Origin of the sequence: Streptomyces cinnabarinus (assembly GCF_027270315.1) — a bacterium.
Taxonomy (GTDB): Bacteria; Actinomycetota; Actinomycetes; order Streptomycetales; family Streptomycetaceae; genus Streptomyces; species Streptomyces cinnabarinus.
On the sequence record NZ_CP114413.1, the window covers coordinates 5,916,670 to 5,936,511 of the forward strand.

19 protein-coding genes and 2 tRNA genes are annotated in these 19,842 nt (G+C 70.4%); 12 read left to right on the plus strand and 9 right to left on the minus strand.

Translation table 11 applies throughout. The features are described 5' to 3' along the window. The first annotated feature begins 5 nt into the window (after positions 1-5). On the plus strand, positions 6-686 hold the full coding sequence (locus STRCI_RS26880; RefSeq protein ID WP_269661539.1) for an AIM24 family protein: 681 nt from the start codon (positions 6-8) through the stop codon (positions 684-686). Positions 687-703: 17 nt separating this feature from the next. Next, entirely contained in the window at positions 704-1,459 is a 756-nt protein-coding gene (locus STRCI_RS26885) for an AIM24 family protein (RefSeq protein WP_269661540.1), read from the plus strand. A 52-nt stretch (positions 1,460-1,511) separates the two neighbouring features. Here STRCI_RS26885 and STRCI_RS26890 read toward each other — a convergent pair whose 3' ends face one another. Both STRCI_RS26890 and STRCI_RS26895 read right to left on the minus strand, forming a co-directional pair. Further along, a complete protein-coding gene (locus STRCI_RS26890) occupies positions 1,512-2,027 on the minus strand; it encodes an NUDIX hydrolase (protein ID WP_269661541.1) in 516 nt (171 codons plus the stop codon). Further along, positions 2,024-3,460, minus strand: a complete 1,437-nt coding sequence (locus STRCI_RS26895) for a zinc-dependent metalloprotease (RefSeq protein ID WP_269661542.1) — start codon at positions 3,458-3,460, stop codon at positions 2,024-2,026. The genes STRCI_RS26890 and STRCI_RS26895 overlap by 4 nt, the downstream gene beginning before the upstream one ends. Before the next feature lie 193 nt (positions 3,461-3,653). On the opposite strand from STRCI_RS26895, the gene STRCI_RS26900 reads away from it, so the two are divergent. The 4 genes from STRCI_RS26900 (at position 3,654) to STRCI_RS26915 (ending at position 6,755) form a co-directional block, all read left to right on the plus strand. Further along, positions 3,654-4,766, plus strand: coding sequence for an SDR family oxidoreductase (locus STRCI_RS26900; RefSeq protein ID WP_269661543.1), 1,113 nt, complete (start codon positions 3,654-3,656; stop codon positions 4,764-4,766). A 111-nt stretch (positions 4,767-4,877) separates the two neighbouring features. Continuing rightward, positions 4,878-5,339 (plus strand): molybdenum cofactor biosynthesis protein MoaE, encoded by a 462-nt coding sequence (locus STRCI_RS26905; RefSeq protein WP_269661544.1) that lies wholly within the window; start codon positions 4,878-4,880, stop codon positions 5,337-5,339. Positions 5,340-5,465: 126 nt separating this feature from the next. After that, the gene (locus STRCI_RS26910; RefSeq protein ID WP_269661545.1) at positions 5,466-5,624 is read left to right on the plus strand and encodes a hypothetical protein; all 159 of its coding nucleotides are present in this window, start codon (positions 5,466-5,468) and stop codon (positions 5,622-5,624) included. A gap of 36 nt (positions 5,625-5,660) precedes the next feature. Continuing rightward, positions 5,661-6,755: a YlbL family protein gene (locus STRCI_RS26915; protein WP_269661546.1), complete on the plus strand. Its 1,095-nt coding sequence runs from the start codon at positions 5,661-5,663 to the stop codon at positions 6,753-6,755. 12 nt (positions 6,756-6,767) lie between these two features. On the opposite strand, the gene STRCI_RS26920 is transcribed toward STRCI_RS26915, so the two are convergent. Beyond that, positions 6,768-7,310, minus strand: a complete 543-nt coding sequence (locus STRCI_RS26920) for a PPA1309 family protein (protein ID WP_269661547.1) — start codon at positions 7,308-7,310, stop codon at positions 6,768-6,770. 164 nt (positions 7,311-7,474) lie between these two features. Between STRCI_RS26920 and STRCI_RS26925 the strand changes: the two genes are divergently transcribed. The 4 genes from STRCI_RS26925 (at position 7,475) to STRCI_RS26940 (ending at position 12,716) form a co-directional block, all read left to right on the plus strand. Further along, the gene (locus tag STRCI_RS26925) at positions 7,475-10,405 is read left to right on the plus strand and encodes a UPF0182 family membrane protein (protein WP_269664655.1); all 2,931 of its coding nucleotides are present in this window, start codon (positions 7,475-7,477) and stop codon (positions 10,403-10,405) included. Positions 10,406-10,446: 41 nt separating this feature from the next. Beyond that, positions 10,447-10,520, plus strand: a tRNA-Met gene (locus STRCI_RS26930). A gap of 205 nt (positions 10,521-10,725) precedes the next feature. Next, entirely contained in the window at positions 10,726-12,552 is a 1,827-nt protein-coding gene (locus tag STRCI_RS26935; RefSeq protein ID WP_269661548.1) for a tetratricopeptide repeat protein, read from the plus strand. A gap of 90 nt (positions 12,553-12,642) precedes the next feature. After that, a tRNA-Met gene (locus STRCI_RS26940) sits at positions 12,643-12,716 on the plus strand. A 133-nt stretch (positions 12,717-12,849) separates the two neighbouring features. On the opposite strand, the gene STRCI_RS26945 is transcribed toward STRCI_RS26940, so the two are convergent. Further along, the gene (locus tag STRCI_RS26945) at positions 12,850-13,269 is read right to left on the minus strand and encodes a Fur family transcriptional regulator (RefSeq protein ID WP_269661549.1); all 420 of its coding nucleotides are present in this window, start codon (positions 13,267-13,269) and stop codon (positions 12,850-12,852) included. Positions 13,270-13,429: 160 nt separating this feature from the next. Between STRCI_RS26945 and STRCI_RS26950 the strand changes: the two genes are divergently transcribed. Beyond that, positions 13,430-14,884: a catalase gene (locus STRCI_RS26950; protein ID WP_269661550.1), complete on the plus strand. Its 1,455-nt coding sequence runs from the start codon at positions 13,430-13,432 to the stop codon at positions 14,882-14,884. 97 nt (positions 14,885-14,981) lie between these two features. Here STRCI_RS26950 and STRCI_RS26955 read toward each other — a convergent pair whose 3' ends face one another. Then, the gene (locus tag STRCI_RS26955; protein ID WP_269661551.1) at positions 14,982-15,374 is read right to left on the minus strand and encodes a CBS domain-containing protein; all 393 of its coding nucleotides are present in this window, start codon (positions 15,372-15,374) and stop codon (positions 14,982-14,984) included. A gap of 120 nt (positions 15,375-15,494) precedes the next feature. Further along, positions 15,495-16,295: a histidinol-phosphatase gene (hisN, locus tag STRCI_RS26960; RefSeq protein ID WP_269661552.1), complete on the minus strand. Its 801-nt coding sequence runs from the start codon at positions 16,293-16,295 to the stop codon at positions 15,495-15,497. A gap of 183 nt (positions 16,296-16,478) precedes the next feature. Here hisN and STRCI_RS26965 point away from each other — a divergent pair, with 183 nt between their 5' ends. Beyond that, the gene (locus STRCI_RS26965) at positions 16,479-17,087 is read left to right on the plus strand and encodes a TetR/AcrR family transcriptional regulator (RefSeq protein ID WP_269661553.1); all 609 of its coding nucleotides are present in this window, start codon (positions 16,479-16,481) and stop codon (positions 17,085-17,087) included. On the opposite strand, the gene STRCI_RS26970 is transcribed toward STRCI_RS26965, so the two are convergent. The 3 genes from STRCI_RS26970 to aroA form a co-directional block, all read right to left on the minus strand. Beyond that, positions 17,084-17,407: a DMT family transporter gene (locus tag STRCI_RS26970; protein ID WP_269661554.1), complete on the minus strand. Its 324-nt coding sequence runs from the start codon at positions 17,405-17,407 to the stop codon at positions 17,084-17,086. The two genes, STRCI_RS26965 and STRCI_RS26970, sit on opposite strands and share 4 nt — an antisense overlap. A gap of 76 nt (positions 17,408-17,483) precedes the next feature. Then, positions 17,484-18,494, minus strand: a complete 1,011-nt coding sequence (gene rsgA / locus STRCI_RS26975; RefSeq protein ID WP_269661555.1) for a ribosome small subunit-dependent GTPase A — start codon at positions 18,492-18,494, stop codon at positions 17,484-17,486. A 16-nt stretch (positions 18,495-18,510) separates the two neighbouring features. Further along, positions 18,511-19,827 carry a 3-phosphoshikimate 1-carboxyvinyltransferase gene (gene aroA, locus STRCI_RS26980; RefSeq protein ID WP_269661556.1) on the minus strand — a complete coding sequence of 439 codons (1,317 nt, stop codon included), beginning with the start codon at positions 19,825-19,827 and terminating at the stop codon, positions 18,511-18,513. Positions 19,828-19,842 lie beyond the last annotated feature (15 nt).

Sequence of the window (19,842 nt, forward strand, 5' to 3'; positions counted from 1 at the left end):
CCGTCATGAACCAGCCGCTCGCGGGCTACGCTCCCGCACCCGTCACGGCCCGGATGGAGAACCACGGCAACCACATGCTGAAGGTGGCCCTCCAGACCGGGAACGACCTCCTCGCGCGCGTGGGGTCGATGGTCGCCTACGAAGGGTTCGTGCAGTACGAGCCCAACCCGCCCGCCGTGCGCCAGATCGCCAAGGACTGGATGACCGGCGAGGGCGCGCCCCTGATGAAGTGCTCCGGGGACGGACTGCTCTACCTCGCCGACTACGGCGCGAACGTCGTCGTGATCAACCTCAACGGCGACGGGATCTCCGTCAACGCCACCAACCTGCTCGCCTTCGACGCGCACCTCACGTGGGGCGTCGAGCGGGTGAAGGGCCTGGCGAAGTTCGCCGGACAGGGCCTGTGGAACACCAAGATCTCCGGGCAGGGCTGGGTCGCGCTGACCTCCCGGGGCAAGCCGATCGTCGTCGACTGCGGCGGTGGTGAGAACGAGACGTACGTCGACCCCGACGCGCTCGTCGCCTGGTCCCCGAACCTCAAGGTGAAGGGCAAGCGCAGCTTCAAGGCGCAGTCGCTCATCGGCCGGGGCAGCGGCGAGGCCTACCAGATGGCCTTCTCCGGCCAGGGCATCGTCGTCGTCCAGCCCAGCGAGGACAGCACCGACCGCCTCCGGGTCCGGGGCTGAGGGGGAGCCAGAACGCCATGCAGAGTCCGCTTTTCGCCTACAACGACCAGCAGACCCAGGACCGCTGGAGCCTGCAGAACAAGCAGATGCTCCGGCTCACCCTGGAGGGCCACGACGACATCCTCGCCCGCAAGGGCACGATGGTCGCCTACCAGGGCCTCGTCGAGTTCGATGCCGAGTACCAGAGCAACGGCCAGGGACGCGCGCGTGCCCACACCGGCGAGGGCCTGGACCTGATGCGCTGCCACGGGCAGGGCACGGTCTACCTCGCCAACCTCAAGCAGCACATCCACCTGATGGACGTGGACCAGGAGGGGCTGACCGTCGACAGCAGCTATGTGCTGGCGATGGACTCCTCGCTGCACCACGAGGTCATCGCCGTGGACAGCCTCTACGGCATCTCCGGGTCCGGGAAGTACCAGCTGAACATCACCGGCCGCGGCAAGGTCGCCCTGATGACCTCCGGCATGCCGCTGATGATGCAGGTCACACCGGACAAGTACGTCAACTGCGACGCCGACGCGATCGTCGCCTGGTCCACCGGTCTGCGGGTGCAGATGCAGGCCCAGACGCACTCCTCCGGGGTGTGGCGGCGCCGCGGCAACACCGGTGAGGGCTGGGAGCTCAGCTTCATGGGCAGCGGCTACGCGCTGGTGCAGCCCAGCGAGCTGCTGCCGCCGCAGAGCGCCCAGATCGGCTCGGGCCTCGCCGCGCAGTACGGCATGGGCCAGCAGGGCGTCCGCGCCCAGAACCAGGGCAACGTCTGGAGCTGACGTAAGCACACAGGTAAGGGGCGACCGTCCATGGCGGTCGCCCCTTACCCGTTCACAGCCGCGCGCGGGTCGCCGCCAGCAGGCGTACGACGGATTCGTCGGCCACGTCCGCCACCTCGTCGTAGGAGAACCAGCGCAGGTCCAGGGACTCCTCGCTGATGGCCTCCAGGGCGCCGGGCGGGGCGACGGCGGCGTACTGGACGTCCAGGTGCCAGGCGCACGGCGTGAGGTGGCGGTCCAGCCGGACCGGGCCGCCGGGCAGCAGGGTCAGGTCCTCGATGCCGGACTCCTCGGTGCCCTCGCGCAGGGCGGCCGCCGCCAGCGTCTCGTCCACCGGCTCGCAGTGGCCGCCCATCTGGAGCCACATCCGCAGCTTCCTGTGCAGGGTCAGCAGCACCTGCCCGCGCGAGGGGTCGATCACCAGGGCGCTCGCCGTGAGGTGCCCCGTCTCGCAGGCCTTCCACATGCCGTCCGGACGCGCCGCGAGATGGTCGAGATAGACCTGGCGCAGCTCGGCCTCGTCCTCGTACCCCTTGAGCACCAGGACCGCGTCGTCGTGCAGACTCACTCGCTGTCGTCGTCCTTCTCGGTGTCCTTGGTCAGGTCCGGCTTCCCCGCGGAGCCGCCGGCCGCCTCGCCGAGCATCTTGTCCAGCTCGGAGAAGTCCAGCTGCTCGCGGTGGACGAAGCCGTCCGGGTCGTCCAGGTCGGTCGCCGTCGGCAGCATGTCCGGGTGGGCCCACAGCGCGTCACGGCCGTCGACACCGCGCGCGTCCGTGAGCGAGGCCCACAGGCGCGAGGCGTCCCGCAGCCGGCGCGGGCGCAGCTCCAGACCGATCAGCGTGGCGAACGTCTGCTCGGCCGGGCCGCCCGAGGCGCGACGGCGGCGCAGGGTCTCGCGCAGCGCGTCCGCGGACGACAGCCGCGGCTTCGCGGCCGCGTGCACCACCGCGTCGACCCAGCCCTCGACCAGCGCCAGAGCCGTCTCCAGACGGGCCAGGGCGGTCTTCTGCTCGGGCGTGTCCTCCGGCTGGAACATGCCCTGCTGAAGGGCGTCCTGAAGCTGCTCGGGGTTCTGCGGGTCGAACTGGCCGACCACGTCCTCCAGCTTGGCGGTGTCGACCTTGATCCCGCGCGCGTACCCGTCGACCGCGCCGAACAGGTGCGAGCGCAGCCACGGGACGTGCGCGAAGAGGCGCTGGTGGGCGGCCTCGCGCAGGGCGAGATACAGCCGCACCTCCTCCTTCGGCACGCCGAGGTCCTTGCCGAACGCCTCGATGTTCACCGGCAGCAGCGCGGCCTTGCCGACCGGGCCGAGCGGCAGACCGATGTCGGTGGAGCCGACGACCTCGCCCGCGAGCACGCCGACGGCCTGCCCGATCTGCGTGCCGAACATGGCGCCGCCCATGGAGCGCATCATGCCGATCAGCGGGCCGGCCATGGCCTGCATCTCCTCCGGCAGGACGTCACCCATGGCGGTGCCGACGCGCTCGGCGACCGGGTCCACGAGCTCCTTCCAGGCCGGCAGGGTCGCCTCGACCCACTCCGCGCGGGACCAGGCCACCGCGGAACCGGCGCCGGACGGCAGCGACGTCGCGTCGTCGAGCCACAGGTCCGCCAGGCGGACGGCCTCCTCGACGGCGGTGCGCTCGGCGGGGCCGACGCTCGCGTCCTTGGTGCCGTCCGAGGTGCCCTGGGAGACTGTCTGGCGGGCGATCTGCTTGGCCATGTCCCAGTTCACCGGGCCGCCCTCGTACGAGAGCATCTGGCCGAGCTGCTGGAATGCGGCGCCCAGGTCGGTGGGGTTCAACGAACCGAACATGGCAGCGAACGGGTTGTCCGCGCCGGGGCCGCCAAAGCCACCGGCACCGGGCAGCCCGCCGAATCCGAACGGGTTGGCCGGTCCCTGACCACCACCGCTCTGCTGGTCCTTCTTCTTGCCCTCGTCGCCGTCGTCCGGCTCCTCCGGCGGAAGGCCGAATCCGAATGGGGTGTCACTCACGGGATTCCTCGGCTGGTAAGGCCGCCGGTCTTTCTCCGACGGCGCGACTGCCCGATAACACCACCCAGCGTAGACACCACGGGCGGTTGGGGCCTCGGTGCTTCGCCGACTCTCGGCCTGCGGCAGGATGGATGCCACCTGGTACGTACGCGTCACTCGCGTCCGTACTGAAGACAACCGCTGGAGACGCCCGGTGAGTTCCCCTGATCCGCAGGTTCGCGCAGCGCGAAACCAGTCAACCAGTCCCGCCGCGCGCGGGCCCGTCGTGGCGGTCACCGGTGCCGCGTCCGGCGTAGGCGCCCTGCTCACCGAGCGGCTCGCCGCGTCGGAGCAGATCAAGCAGGTCATCGCCATCGACGAGCGGCGGGGCGAGTGCGCGGACGCGCAGTGGCACATCCTGGACGTCCGCGATCCCGCCATCGCGGAGAAGCTGCGGGGCGCCGACGCGGTGGTGCATCTCGCGCTCGACCTCGATCTGGAGACCGACGGCGCCGCCCGGACGGCCTACAACGTCCGGGGGACGCAGACCGTACTGACGGCCGCGGCGGCCGCGGGCGTGCACCGGGTCGTGCTGTGCACGTCCTCGATGGTCTACGGCGCGCTGCCCGACAACGAGCTGCCGCTGTCGGAGGACGCGGAGCTGCGGGCCACGGCTGAGGCGACCGGGGTGGGGGACCTGCTGGAGATCGAGCGCCTCGCGCGGCGCGCCCCGCGGGCGCATCCTGGGCTGAATGTGACCGTGGTGCGGCCGGCGGTGCTCGTGGGAGGCACGGACACCGCGCTGACCAGGTACTTCGAGTCACCCCGGCTGCTTGTCGTGGCGGGGTCGCGGCCGGCCTGGCAGTTCTGTCATGTCGAGGATCTGTGCAGCGCTCTGGAGTACGCCGTCCTGGAGAAGGTCGAAGGTGAGCTGGCCGTCGGGTGTGACGGGTGGCTGGAGCAGGAGGAGGTCGAGGAGCTCAGCGGGATCCGGCGGATGGAGCTGCCGTCCGCGGTCGCGCTGGGGGCGGCGGCTCGGTTGCACCGGATCGGGCTGACGCCTTCGCCGGCCGGGGATCTCGCGTACACGATGTACCCCTGGGTGGTGAGCGGGAGCCGGCTGCATGACGCGGGGTGGCGGCCGCAGTGGACGAACGAGGAGGTGCTGGCCGAGCTGCTGGAGGAGGTGGCCGGGCGGCACACGGTCGCCGGGCGGCGGCTGGGGCGGAAGGACGCGACGGCTGCGGGGGCCGCGGGGGCGACGGTGGCGTTGCTGGGTGCGGCGGCCGTGGTGCGGCGGGCCCGGAAGGCGCGGCGGCGGATCTGATCGGGGCGGGTTCGGGCCGAGGGCCCCTGTAGAAGCCTCCAAAGCCGTACGCGTGTGTGCCGGGTGATTTCGGTGTTCCCCGGGTTCCTTCGGGTGGGGCACGATGGGGGTATGGCACCCATGAACGACCATCCCGGTGAGCAGGCCGCGCAGGATCCGATCAAGTTGATCTCCATTCGGGAGACCGCGCTCTCCCTGGACGAGGTCTTCCGGGCCGTCGGGGACGAGGCCGCCGGGGGGACCGCCCTGTTCGTGGGGACCGTGCGGAACCACGACGGGGGTGCCGACGTCGACGAGCTCGGGTACTCCTGCCATCCCAGTGCCGAGGCCGAGATGCGGCGGATCGCCGAGAAGGTCGTCGCGGAGTTTCCGGTCAGGGCGCTCGCCGCCGTGCACCGGGTCGGGGATCTCGGCGTCGGGGATCTCGCCGTTGTCGTCGCCGTGTCCTGCCCCCATCGCGGGGAAGCCTTCGAGGCCTGCCGCAAGCTGATCGACGATCTCAAGCACGAGGTGCCGATCTGGAAGCACCAGAAGTTCTCCGACGGCACCGAGGAGTGGGTCGGCGCCTGCTGAGCCGGACCGGGTACCCCCACCCCCCTCCGGTTGCGTAACCGCACCCCTGGCGTGAGCGTTGTCAGTGCTGATGGTTAATCTGCTGATCAGTCAGTCGCGGTCGCTCATCGGGGTTGGGAGGACGGCATGGCGGCGCTCGCCTGGTTGCTGATTCCGCTTGTCGCGGCGGTCGGCGCCGGTCTGTGGGGCAGTTGGGCCAACCGGACCCGCAAGGTCCGAAGCGACGGGCCCGAGCTGGACGGATATGCCCGCTTCCGGGCCGCCATGGAGAAGACACGGCCCTGACGGGACGCTGACAGGGGCGTCCCGTACTGTCGTGGCATGCCACGCCGCACCGCGACGATGCTCGCCTCCACCCTGATGCTGATCGCGCTTCTGTGCGCGGGAGTGTTCATCCCCGTGCCGTACTCGGAGATGTCCCCGGGGCCGACGGTGAACACCCTCGGGGACCACGACGGCGAGCCGGTGCTGCAGATCTCGGGGCGCAAGACGTACGCCACCAGCGGCAACCTGAACATGACCACGGTCCGGGTGACCAGCGCCGACTACAAGATGAACCTCGTCGAGGCCGTCTACGGCTGGCTCGCGCACGACAACAAGGTCGTGCCGCACGAGACGCTCTACCCGGACGGCAAGACCGAGGAGCAGTCGACCCAGGAGAACGCCGAGGAGTTCAGCCAGTCCCAGGAGAGCGCGAAGGTCGCCGCCCTGGAGGCGCTGGACATCCCCGTGCAGTCCTGGGTGATCGTCTCCACGGTCGTCAAGGACTCCCCGGCCGAGGGCAGGCTGCACGCCGGCGATGTGATCAAGGCGGTCGACGGCAAGGCCGTCAAGGAGCCCGCGGACGTCGCCGAACTGGTGACCGAGCACAAGCCCGGCGAGGACGTCGAGTTCACGATCGTGCCGGCCAAGGAGCAGGCCGCCGCCGAGAAGGAGCAGCGGCCGGCGACGAAGACCCAGAAGGTCACGATCACCACCGCGACCTCCGACGACGCCGGGGAGAAGCGGGCCATCGTCGGGATCTCCGCCGGGACCGACCACACCTTCCCGTTCACCATCGACATCAAGCTCGCCGATGTGGGCGGGCCGAGCGCGGGCCTGATGTTCGCGCTCGGCATCTACGACAAGCTCACCCCGGGCAGCCTGACCGGCGGTGCCTTCGTCGCGGGCACCGGCACCATCGACGACGACGGCAAGGTCGGCCCCATCGGCGGTGTCGAGATGAAGACGGTCGGCGCCCGCGACAAGGGCGCCCAGTACTTCCTCACCCCGGCCGACAACTGCGCGTCCGCCGCCAAGGACGTCCCCGAGGGGCTCACCCTCGTCAAGGTCGGCACCATCGACGACGCGCTCGGCGCCCTCAAGGACATCCGCTCCGGCGACACGGCCGACCTGCCGAAGTGCAAGGCCGCCTAGCAGCCCAGGACCTCAGTCCTCGAACGTCGCCGCCAGCGCCTCCGACAGGCCCGGCACCAGGTCCTTGCCCGTGAGGACCTCCGTCGGGGTGTCCTTCTCCCGCAGCCGTACGGCCGAGTCACGGGTGCCGTCCCGCAGCACCGCGACGGTCATCCGGACCTCCTGGCGCTCCGGGTGCCGCGCCACCCACTTCGTCAGCGCGGCCTCGTCCAGACCCTCCGGGACCTGGGCCTCCGCGGACGGCGGCAGCATCAGACGCTCCACGGTCAGCGCGCAGCCGGTCACCGCGTCGGGCCAGGCGATGGTGCCGAGGAACTCGTCGAGCGGCTTGCCCGTTGGAATCTCGTCCTGCTCGATGGGGGTCAGGCCGGAGGTCTCCTGTTCGTCCTCCAGTCCGAGCTGGGCGGCGAGGCCGGGTTCCTGGGCCCGCAGCCGTGCGGTGTCGACGAGGGCGAAAAGGCGGGCGGGCTGGTCCCAGCCGAGGCCGGAGGCGTACTCGTCGATCTCGAGTACGGCCCGGGTGAGCGGGCTCGCCGCCATGGGAGTGTTGGACATGGTCACAATCCTGCCTCGTTCCCGCCCGGAATCGGGAACCGAGTAAAGCGTGAGTAAGTTGCATAGGTGTGGGCCTACGATCACGAGGCCCTTCGGAGGGCCCGAAACGACCAGGGCCTGACGGATCGACAGCGAACTTCGAGGTGCACACCTTGGCTTTCCAGATGCCGGACCGCGGCGGAGGCCCGACGGGGCCACGGATCAGAGTGGGCCGCCCGTCCCGGCGTGTCCGGACCCTGCTCATGACGCTGGGCGTCCTTGCCGTACTCGGCATGGCGTTCACCATGTTCGCGGGCTTCTGGACGGACTGGCTCTGGTACCGCTCGGTGAACTACTCGTCCGTCTTCACCACGACCCTGTGGACGAAGATCGGCCTGTTCTTCGTCTTCGGCCTGCTGATGGCCCTCTCGGTCGGCTTCAACATCTGGCTGGCGCACCGGCTGCGGCCGCCGCTGAGCGCCATGTCGATGGAGCAGCAGAGCCTCGACCGCTACCGCATGGGCATCGCGCCGTACAAGAAGTGGCTGCTGCTCGCGATCACCGCGCTGGTCGGGCTGATCGCCGGTGCCTCCGCGTCGGGGCAGTGGCGGACCTGGCTGATGTGGGTCAACGGCGTGTCCTTCAACCAGAAGGACCCCCAGTTCCACCTGGACGTCTCCTTCTACGCCTTCGACCTGCCCTGGTACCGCTTCCTGCTGGGCTTCGGCTTCGCGGCCGCGATCCTCTCCGTGATCGCCGCCGCGCTCACCCACTACCTCTACGGCGGGCTGCGCATCACCAGCCCCGGAGCGCGCGCCACCGCGGCCGCCACCGGGCACCTGTCGGTCCTGCTCGGGATCTTTGTGGCGCTGAAGGCGGTCGCCTACTGGCTCGACCGGTACGGCCTGGCCGTGAAGTCCAGCGATTTCAAGGCCACCGACAACTGGACGGGCCTCAGGTACGTCGACGCCAACGCCTATCTGCCGGCCAAGACGATCCTGTTCTGCATCGCGGTCATCTGCGCCCTGCTGTTCTTCGCCACCCTGTGGCGGCGCACCTGGCAGCTGCCCGTCATCGGCTTCGGTCTGATGGTGCTCTCGGCGATCCTCATCGGCGGTCTGTACCCGGCGATCGTCCAGAAGTTCCAGGTCCAGCCGAACGAGCAGGCCAAGGAAGCGCCCTACGTCGAGAAGAACCTCAAGGCGACGCGTGAGGCGTACGGCATCGACGACGCCCAGGTCACCGAGTACTCGGGGCAGAGCAGCACGGCCGACAAGACCAAGCTGCGGGACGAGGTCGACAGCACGGCGAGCATCCGCATCATGGACCCGAACGTGGTCTCGCCGACCTTCCAGCAGCTCCAGCAGATCAGGAACTACTACGGGTTCCCGACCAACCTGGACGTCGACCGGTACAGCAAGGACGGCAAGGACCAGGACACCGTCATCGGTCTGCGTGAGCTGAACCTCAACGGCATCCCGAAGAACAACTGGATCAACGACCACTTCCGCTACACCCACGGCTACGGCGCGGTCGCCGCCGAGGGGACCAGCGCCGATTCCCAGGGCCGCCCGGTCTTCACCGAGTCCGACCTGCCGTCCAAGGGCGACCTCGGCAAGTACCAGCAGCGGGTCTACTACGGCGAGAAGACCACGGAGTACTCGATCGTCGGCGGTCCCCAGAAGGAGATCGACTACTCCGACGACACCGGTGAGAAGACCTACAGCTACGAGGGCAACAGCGGGGTCAACCTCTCCAACCCGGTGAACCGCGCCGCCTACGCGGTGGCGTTCAGCGAGCCGCAGATCCTGTACTCCGGGGCGATCGGCGAGGGTTCGCGGATCCTGTACAACCGCACGCCCAAGGAGCGCGTCGAGGCGGTCGCGCCCTGGCTGACCATCGACGGCGACGCCTACCCGGCGGTCGTGGACGGCAAGATCCAGTGGATCGTCGACGCCTACACGACCACCAACGGCTACCCGTACGCGTCCCGTACGACGCTCGGTGACACCACGGCCGACTCGCTGACGGCGACCAACGACTCCCGCGCGGTGGTGGCCCAGCAGAACCAGGTCAACTACATCCGCAACTCGGTGAAGGCGACCGTCGACGCGTACAGCGGCCAGGTCAAGCTCTACCAGTGGGACACCCAGGACCCGGTCCTGAAGACCTGGATGAAGGCGTTCCCGAACACCGTGGAGCCCAAGAGCGACATCTCCGAGTCGCTGATGGCCCATCTGCGGTACCCGCAGGACCTGTTCAAGGTCCAGCGCGAGCTGCTCAGCCGCTACCACGTGGACGACGCCACCACGTTCCTCAGCGGCAGCGAGGTGTGGCAGGTCCCGGACGACCCGACCAACAAGGCGGGCGACGCGGTGCCGCCGTACTACCTGTCCATGAAGATGCCGGACCAGAAGCAGCAGGCGTTCTCGCTGACGACGACGTTCACACCGAACGGCCGTGACAACCTCAGCGCGTTCATGGCGGTCGACGCGGAAGCCGGTACCACCGACTACGGCAAGATCAGAATCCTGAAACTGCCGACCAACACCACCGTCAACGGACCCAAACAGGTCCAGAGCCAGTTCAACTCCGAACAGGACATCGCCGAGACGATCAGCCTCCTCAGCAGAGGCGACTCGAACGTCGAGTACGGCAACCTGCTCGCGGTGCCACTGGACGGCGGACTGCTCTACGTCGAACCCGTCTACGTCCGCGGTGGCGGGCTGAAGTACCCGCTGCTGCGCAAGGTGTTGGTGACCTACGGAGGCAGTACGGCCTTCGAGGACACCCTCGACCAGGCGCTCAACAAGATCTTCGGCGCGGAGGGCACGACGCCCGAGCCACCGGAGGACGACGGTGACGAACCCAACGAGCCCACGCCACCGCCGACGACCGAGAACCCCACGGTCCAGGAGGCGTTGAACGACGCCCAGAAGGCCTTCGAGGACGGTCAGCAGGCGCTGAAGGACGGCGACTGGGAGGCGTACGGCAAGGCCCAGGAGGACCTGGAGGAGGCGCTGCGGCGAGCCGAGGACGCGCAGTCCGGCGAGACCGGCGGCGGGGACGGCGGCGGGGCGAGTCCCAGCCCGAGTCCCAGCCCGGACAGCAGCTGATCAAGCCCACCCCGCGCCGTGATACTGTTGTCGCACAACGGCGCGGGGTGGAGCAGCTCGGTAGCTCGCTGGGCTCATAACCCAGAGGTCGCAGGTTCAAATCCTGTCCCCGCTACTGCGATCGAAGGCCCGGATCCTCTTTGGATCCGGGCCTTCGTGATGTGCGAACGCATGTGCCGCGTGGCGGTACCGCCGTGCCGCTGTGGGGAGTTGGCGGAACTGTGTTTGACTTGTCTCTCTGTGGGCATGTCGACAAAACGCTGAAGTGACCTCACTGGCTGCGGTATACCAGGTGTACCCAGGTTGCAGGTGGTGCGACGATGGACGTTATGGGGGACAAGGCAACTCTGTTGGAGACAGGGCGTTTTGTGCAGTCTTCCGACCGGGACGAAGCCGGTGAGGCTGCCGAGGAGCTGCGCCTGCGGCTCGCCGCCGAGGCCGGCGACGTCGAGGCGATGAGCGTCCTCGGCGCCCTGCTGCTGCGCCGCGGTGATCTCGACGGAGCCGAGCCCCAGTTGCGTGCCGCCACCGCCGCGGGCGACCGGGCCGCCGCCAACAACCTGGGAGTCCTCCTTCATCAGCGCGGGTACGCCGACGAGGCCGCGGGCTGGTGGCGGATCGCCGCGGTCGCCGGATCGGCCGCCGCCGCGCACGCGTTGGGCCGTCATCACCGCGAGCGCGGCGACGAGCCGGCCGCCGAGTACTGGCTGCGGCAGTCCGCCGAGCAGGGACACGCGCTGGGCGCCTACGCGCTCGCCGATCTGCTGGAGCACCGCGGTGACGCCGGGGCCGGGCGATGGATGCGGGCCGCCGCCGAGCGGGGGCACCGGGAGGCCGCGTACCGGCTGGCCAGAGCGCTGGACCGGCGGGGCGCGGGGGAAGCCGACGGTGACAACGGTGTCGACTCCGACTCCGACGCCGAGGCGTCCGAGGCGTCCGGTGCGGCCGAGGCCGAGCAGTGGTACCGGCAGGCCGCGGCGCGCGGGCACCGGCGGGCCGCGCTGCATCTCGGGGCGATCCTGGAGCGGCGCGGTGAGCTGAAGGAGGCCGGGCGCTGGTACCTGACCTCCGCCAAGGACGGCGAGGCACGGGCCGCCTGCGCGCTGGGGTTCCTGCTCCGGGACGCCGGGGACGAGGAGAGCGCCGCCGTGTGGTGGCTGCGGGCCGCCCAGGAGGGGGACGGGAACGCCGCGAACGCGCTCGGCGCGCTGCATGCCGAGCGGGGGCAGACCCAGACCGCCGAGCGGTGGTACCGGGCCGCGATGGACGCCGGTGATGTGAACGGCGCGTACAACCTCGGGCTGCTCTGTGCCGAGCAGCAGCGGACCGCGCAGGCCGAGCAGTGGTACCGGCGGGCGGCGTACGCCGGGCACCGGGAGGCGGCGAACGCGCTGGCGATCCTGCTGCTCCAGGGCGGGGACACCGCGGGTTCGGAGCCGTGGTTCTCCAAGGCCGCGGAGGCGGGGAGCGTGGACGCCGCCTTCAACCTCGGGATCCTCTTCGCCGGGCGCGGGGAGGACGGGGTCGCGCTGCGGTGGTACGAGCGGGCGGCGGCCGCCGGGCACACCGAGGCCGCGCTCCAGGTCGGGATCGCCCGGCTCAGGGACGGCGACGAGTCCGGGGCCGAGCGGCATCTGCGGTGTGCGGCGGGTGGCGGCAGCGCGGAGGCCGCGTACCGGCTGGCGACCGTGCTCGACGCCCGGCGCCCGCCCGAGCCCGCGCATGAGCTCGGGGAGATCGTGCACGAGAAGAGCGAGTGCGAGGAGTGGTACGAGCGGGCCGCCGGGCAGGGGCACCGGCGGGCGCAGGTGCGGGTCGGGATGCTGGCCGCGGCGCGCGGGGACGTCGTGGAGGCGGCCCGTTGGTACCGGGAGGCCGCGGAGGCCGGGTCCCGCAACGGCGCGTTCAATCTGGGGCTGCTGCTGGCCCGGGAGGGCAGTGAGCCGGAGGCGGCGGTGTGGTGGACCCGGGCCGCCGACGCCGGTCACGGGCGGGCGGCGTTGCGGCTGGCCCTCGTCTACGCGCGTCGCGGCGAGCTGGCCGAGGGGCAGGGGTGGGCCGACCGGGCGGTGGCGCTCGGCCCGGACGAGGTCTCCGAGCGGGCGGCACGGCTGCGGGACGCTCTGCGGGAGGAGCTGTCGGCGTAGCGCAGGGCCGGGCAGGCGTGCGCCGGCGCCGGCTCCGCGTGAAGCGATTTGCCTCCGTCCGCGTCCTTGACGTAACGTTGCATTCACCGACGCGGGGTGGAGCAGCTCGGTAGCTCGCTGGGCTCATAACCCAGAGGTCGCAGGTTCAAATCCTGTCCCCGCTACTGAAGGCCGAGGGCCGGAATCCGAAAGGGTTCCGGCCCTCGGTTCGTTTACGGGGCATGCCGCAGGGACGCAGACAGCAGAAAGCCCCGGCACCGATCGGGATCGGTGCCGGGGCTCCTCGCGGGCGTCTGGTTACGCGGCCGCCGCGCAGCTCGGGCAGAGGCCGCGGTAGGTCACCTCGACGTCGGAGACCGTGAAGCCGAACCGCTCCGAGGAGGGGAGGTCGGCGAGCGGGTTGCCGGTCGGGTGGACGTCCCGGATCGCGCCGCACTGGGCGCAGACCAGGTGGTGGTGCGGACGGTGCGCGTTCGGGTCGTACCGCTTGGCGCGCTTGTCGGTGGCGACCTCCAGCACCTCACCGAGGGTGACCAGCTCGCCCAGCGTGTTGTAGACGGTCGCCCGGGAGATCTCGGGCAGCTTGGCGACGGCCCTGGCGTGCACCTCGTCGGCCGTCAGGTGGACGTGTTCGCCGTCGAGGACCTCGGCCACGACGCGCCGCTGCGCGGTCATCCGCCATCCACGTCCGCGCAGTCGTTCCAGAAGGTCGCTCATGGGCTACAGCCTAACAGCAAGAAGACCAGGTTCCGAATGGGTGTGACTTTGGAACCTTATTTGACTTAGACATTGTCCATTGTAGGATCGGGAACGGCTTTGGCCAAGGGACAGGACTGGCCAGGGGCAGGACCGGCAAGGAATGGCGCAGGAGGCAGACGTGACGCAGGGACCGCTCACTACGGAGGCCGGGGCACCGGTCGCCGACAACCAGAACAGTGAGACCGCGGGCGTCGGTGGCCCCGTGCTCGTCCAGGACCAGCTCCTGCTGGAGAAGCTGGCCCACTTCAACCGCGAGCGCATCCCGGAGCGGGTGGTGCACGCCCGCGGCGCCGGCGCGTACGGCACCTTCACGGTGACGGCCGATGTCACGCCGTACACCCGGGCCGCGTTCCTCTCCGAGGTCGGCAAGCGGACCGAGACCTTTCTGCGGTTCTCGACCGTGGCGGGCAACCTCGGTGCCGCGGACGCCGTGCGCGACCCGCGCGGGTGGGCGCTGAAGTTCTACACCGAGGAGGGCAACTACGACCTCGTCGGCAACAACACCCCGGTGTTCTTCATCAAGGACGCCATCAAGTTCCCCGACTTCATCCACACCCAGAAGCGCGACCCGTACACGGGCTCGACCGAGGCGGACAACGTCTGGGACTTCTGGAGCCTGAGCCCCGAGTCCACGCACCAGGTGACCTGGCTCTTCGGCGACCGCGGCATCCCCGCCTCGTACCGCCACATGAACGGCTACGGCTCGCACACCTACCAGTGGAACAACGAGGCCGGTGAGGTCTTCTGGGTCAAGTACCACTTCAAGACCGACCAGGGCATCAAGAACCTCACCCAGGAGGAGGCCGACCGGCTCGCCGGCGCGGACCCCGACTCCCACCAGCGCGACCTGCGCCAGGCCATCGAGCGCGGCGAGTTCCCGAGCTGGACCGTGCAGGTGCAGATCATGCCCGCGGCGGACGCGGCGACGTACCGCTTCAACCCGTTCGACCTCACCAAGGTGTGGCCGCACGAGGACTACCCGCCGATCGAGATCGGCCGGCTGGAGCTCAACCGCAACCCGCAGAACATCTTCGCCGAGGTCGAGCAGTCGATCTTCAGCCCGGCCCACTTCGTGCCCGGCATCGGCCCGTCCCCGGACAAGATGCTCCAGGGCCGCCTCTTCGCCTACGGCGACGCCCACCGCTACCGCGTCGGCATCAACGCCGACCACCTCCCGGTGAACCGCCCGCACGCCACCGAGGCGCGCACCAACTCCCGCGACGGCTTCCTCTACGACGGCCGCCACGGCGGGGCGAAGAACTACGAGCCGAACAGCTTCGGCGGCCCGGCGCAGACCGGCCGCCCGCTGTGGCAGCCCTACGACGGCTTCGGCGGCGGCACGGGCAACCACCCGGCGCCGGTGCACGCCGAGGACGACGACTTCGTGCAGGCGGGCAACCTCTACCGCCTGATGGCCGACGACGAGCGGGAGCGCCTGGTGGCGAACCTGGCGGGCTTCATCGCCCAGGTCTCGCGCGAGGACATCGTGGAGCGGGCGATCGGCAACTTCCGCTCCGCGGACGAGGACTTCGGCAAGCGGCTGGAGGCCGCGGTCCAGGCCCTGCGCGGCTGAGCAACCCACCAGCACTGGATCGCTTGTCGAAGCGGGCCGGACCCCTCAGGGAAGGGGGTCCGGCCCGTTCGCGCGTGCGCAGCCCGTCGTGCGGGGGTCAGGCCGGGATCTTCTGCCGCAGCGGTGCCCAGCAGCGGATGATGTCGCGGACCGAGACGATGCCGACGGGTTCGTCGTGATCGAGGACGATCAGATGGCGGAAGCCGCCGTGCGCCATCGCGTGGGCCGCCTCCTCCAGGGTCCAGGACGGGGCGGCGAACACCACGTCGGTGGTCGTGTGGGCGTGGGCGTGTTCGGCGTCCGGGTCCTGGCCCAGGCCGACGGAGTTGAGGACGTCGCGTTCGGTGATGATGCCGATACCGCCGGCGTCCGGGTCGAGGACGACGGCCGCGCCCACCCGGCGGGCGGACATCAGCCGGGCGGCCTGTCGAAGGGTGTGGGTGGGGCCGATGGTGAGGACCACGGTGCTCATGGCGTCGCGGACGAGCATGGATGCAGCCACCTCCTGAGGGGGGTCCCGGTCCACTTGTTCATTGTTTCACAAATTCACAAGGGGTGGGACTTTCAGAGTGGCAGGCAAAGGGAGGGTCAACAAGAGGGCGCGTGAGGCTCAGTAACGCTCGTTGAGGTAGTCCAGGAGCTCGTCGTGGAGCAGACCGTTCGACGCGGCGGCGTTGCCGCTGTGCGGGCCCGGGCGGCCGTCGAGGCCGGTGAAGGTGCCGCCCGCCTCCATGACCACGATGGCGGTGGCGGCCATGTCCCACAGGGACAGCTCCGGCTCGGCGCAGAGGTCCACGGAACCCTCGGCGACCATCATGTACGGCCAGAAGTCCCCGTAGGCGCGGGTGCGCCAGACCTCGCGGGTCAGGTCGAGGAAGCCGCCCAGCCTGCCCTGTTCCTCCCAGCCGCTGAGCGAGGAGTACGCGAAGGAGGCGTCGCTCAGCTTCGAGACCCGGGAGACCTTCAGGCGGCTGGCGGAGGACAGACTGCGGCCGGTGAACGCGCCGTGCCCCTTCGCGGCCCACCAGCGGCGGCCGAGGGCGGGGGCGGAGACGACGCCGACGACGGGCCGGTAGCCGCCCTCGCCCGCCTCCATCAGGGAGATCAGGGTGGCCCAGACCGGAACGCCGCGTACGTAGTTCTTGGTGCCGTCGATGGGGTCGATGACCCAGCGGCGGGGGCCGGTGCCCTCGATGCCGTACTCCTCGCCGAGGATCGCGTCACGCGGGCGGGCGCGCTGGAGCTGGCCGCGGACGAGCTCCTCCGCCGCCTTGTCCGCTTCGCTGACCGGAGTCATGTCCGGCTTGGTCTCGACCTTCAGGTCGAGCGCCTTGAAGCGGTCCATGGTCGCCGCGTCGGCGGCGTCCGCGAGGACGTGGGCGAGACGGAGATCGTCGAGGTAGTCGGCCATGTTGTGCACGGTATCCGCCGGGGGTCGCACGGGGCTACCGGGGCCGGGGTGTGGACCGTGCGGGGAGCTGGTGCGGGGAGTGTCCGCGCCCGCCCGCGCCGGCCTCGTACCGCTCCGCAACTCTTGACAGGTCGGGTGGGCGCGTCAAATCTGGGCGCAGAGCCGGGTGCCTGGGAGGCGACGATGCCTGCTGCGCGGGAATCTCTGCTGGATGCCGCTTACACGGCGCTTGCGCGTCGGTCATGGTCGGCGGTGCGCATGGTGGACGTGGCCGCGACGGCCGGCGTCTCACGGCAGACCCTCTACAACGAGTTCGGGAGCAAGGAGGGCCTCGCGCGGGCCCTGGTGCGCCGGGAGGCCGACGGCTATCTCGCCGGTGTGGAACGGGCGTTGACCCTGGGTTCCGACGCCCGCGACCGCCTCACCGCCACCGCCGAGTGGACCACCACGGCCGCCCGCGACAACGCCCTGGTCCGCGCCATGCTCACCGGCTGCTGGAGCGAGCGCCTGCCCGCGCCCACCCTGTCGGCCGTCCCGTCCTCGTCCGCCGTACCGGCACAGCGCCGCGCCGACGGCCCGCTGCCCTCGCCCGGCGACTTCGTGACGATCGTCCGTGACCGCGCCGTGGCCGTGCTGTCGGGGCCGGGCGCGAACAAGGCGGACAGCGGGGAACTCACCCGCTCCTGTGAACTCGTCGTCCGTATCGCGCTGTCGTGCGTGGCCGCCCCGCCCGGCGAGGGCGGAGTGGCCGATCTCGTACGCTGCGCCCTGCACCGGCAGTTACGCCCCTAGTGCGCCGAACCCGACAGCTGAAGCCCGATGACCCCCACGATGACCAGGCTGATCGAGACGATCTTCAGTGTCGAGACGATGTCCCCCAGGAAGATCATTCCGTAGATCGCGGTGCCCGCCGCGCCGATGCCGGTCCACACCGCGTACGCCGGGCCCACGTCGAGTTTCCTCAGGGCCAGGGTCAGCAGACCGAAACTGCCGAGCGCGAAGATGCTGAACGCGACCGTCGGCCAGAGACGGGTGAACCCGTGGGAGAGCTTCAGACAGACGGCGAAGCCTGTTTCGAGCAATCCGGCCACGATGACCAGCAGCCACGCCATGTGCTGTCCTCCCGTATGTCCGGCTCGGTGCGAGTATGCCTTTACCTGAGCGGCAGGATGACAAACAACGCGAAGGTCAGTCGCCTTCCTTGCGCTCCCGCGTGGCCAGCAACCGCCGTAGCGAGTACAGCCGTGCGGGATCGGCGTGACCCTCCGCCACCCAGTCGTCCAACGCGCAGTCCGGCTCATCATGACTGCACGCGCGCGGACAGCCCTCGGTTCCCGGTTCCAGGTCAGGGAAGGCGTGGATGACCCGGGACGGGTCGATGTGGGCGAGGCCGAAGGAGCGCACGCCCGGGGTGTCGACCACCCAGCCCTCCGCTCCGTCCAGGGGCAGCGCGAGCGCCGAGGTCGTGGTGTGCCGGCCCCGGCCCGTCACCGCGTTCACATGTCCGGTCAGCCGCCGCCGGTCCTCGGGCACCAGCGCGTTCACCAGCGTCGTCTTGCCGACCCCGGAGTGCCCGACGAACGCCGTGACCCGGCCGTCCAGTTCCGCGCGCACCCGGTCCGCGGCGTCGCCGTTCTCCAGCTCCGCGCGGCTGGTCACGACGTACGGGATGTCCATGTCGCCGTAGAGCTCAAGGATCTTGTCGGGCGGCGAGAGGTCCGACTTGGTCAGCACCAGCAGCGGTTCGAGCCCGCCGTCGTACGCCGCCACCAGACAGCGGTCGATCAGCCGCGGCCGGGGTTCGGGGTCCGCCAGCGCGGTGACGATGGCGAGTTGGTCGGCGTTGGCCACGACCACCCGCTCATAGGGATCGTCGTCGTCCGCGGTACGGCGCAGCAGCGAGCTGCGCTCCTCGATGCGGACGATCCGCGCGAGGGTGTCCTTCTTGCCGGACAGATCGCCGACCAGCGCCACCCGGTCGCCGACCACGGCGGCCTTGCGGCCCAGTTCGCGGGCCTTCATCGCCAGCACGACCCGGTCCTCGACCAGGCAGGTCAGCCGGCCCCGGTCGACGGTGAGGACCATGCCCTCCGCGGCGTCCTCGTGCTTTGGGCGGATGTTCGAACGCGGCCGGTTGCCCTTGCGGTTCGGGCGGCTGCGGATGTCGTCCTCGTCGGTGTGCTTGCCGTAGCGGCGCATGATCCCGTTCCGCCCGTCAGTTCCCGAGCATCCCGGCCCACAGTTCGGGGAAGTCCGGCAGCGTCTTGGCCGTCGTCGCCACGTTCTCGATCTGTACGCCCTCGACCGCGAGGCCGATGATCGCGCCGGCGGTGGCCATGCGGTGGTCCTCGTACGTGTGGAAGATGCCGCCGTGCAGTCGGCGCGGGCGGATGTGCAGACCGTCGGCGGTCTCGGTGACGTCACCGCCGAGTTCGTTGATCTCCTTGGTGAGCGCGGCCAGCCGGTCCGTCTCGTGCAGCCGCAGATGCGCGACCCCGCGCAGGGTGGAGGGGGAGTCCGCGAGGGCGGCGACCGCCGCGATACCGGGGGTCAGCTCGCCGACGTCGCCCAGGTCCACGTCGATGCCGTGGATCGCGCCCGATCCGGTGAACTCCAGGCCGTACTCGGTCAGTTCGCAGGAACCACCCATCTCGGTGAAGATCTCCCGCAGCCGGTCACCGGGCTGGGTGGTGCGGGCCGGCCAGGCCGGGATCAGCACCTTGCCGCCGGTGATCAGTGCGGCCGCCAGGAACGGCTGGGCGTTGGACAGGTCCGGCTCGATGGTCAGATCGCGGCCGAGCAGGGCGCCCGGAGTGACCCGCCAGACGTTCGGCTCGCCCCCTGACTCGGGGGTGTCGACCTGGGCGCCGACCGCGCGCAGCATGTCCACCGTCATCCGGATGTGCGGCATCGAGGGCAGCGTGGAGCCGGTGTGCCGGACTTCGACGCCCTGGTTGAAGCGCGGTCCGGAGAGCAGCAGCGCCGAGACGAACTGCGACGAGGAGGAGGCGTCGATCTCCACCGGGCCGCCGTCCAGGGCGCCGCCGCCGTGCACGGTCAGCGGCAGCGCGCCGCGCCCGTCGTCGTCGATCCGGGCACCGAGCACGCGCAGGGCGTCGATCACACCGTTCAGGGGGCGCTCGTACGACCTCGGGTCGCCGTCGAAGCGGATGGGGCCGTCGGCGAGGGCGGCGACGGGCGGCAGGAAGCGCATCACGGTGCCGGCGTTGCCGACGTCCACGGTGGCGGGGCCGCGGAGCCCTGCCGGGAGGACGCGCCAGGTCTCGCCCGTGCCGTCCGGGCCCACGCCCTCCTCGATCTCGATGCCCATGGTGCGCAGGGCGCCGGCCATCAGGAGGGTGTCGCGGGAGCGGAGCGGGCGGCGCAGCCAGCCCGGTTCGCTGGCGAGGGCGGCGAGGACGAGGGCTCGGTTGGTGACTGACTTCGACCCCGGGACGTGGACCGTCGCGTCGACGGCTCCGCTCGCGTGGGGGGCGGGCCAGAGGGCGGGGTTCTTGGGGTTCGAAGCCATAGGACCACTTTAGTA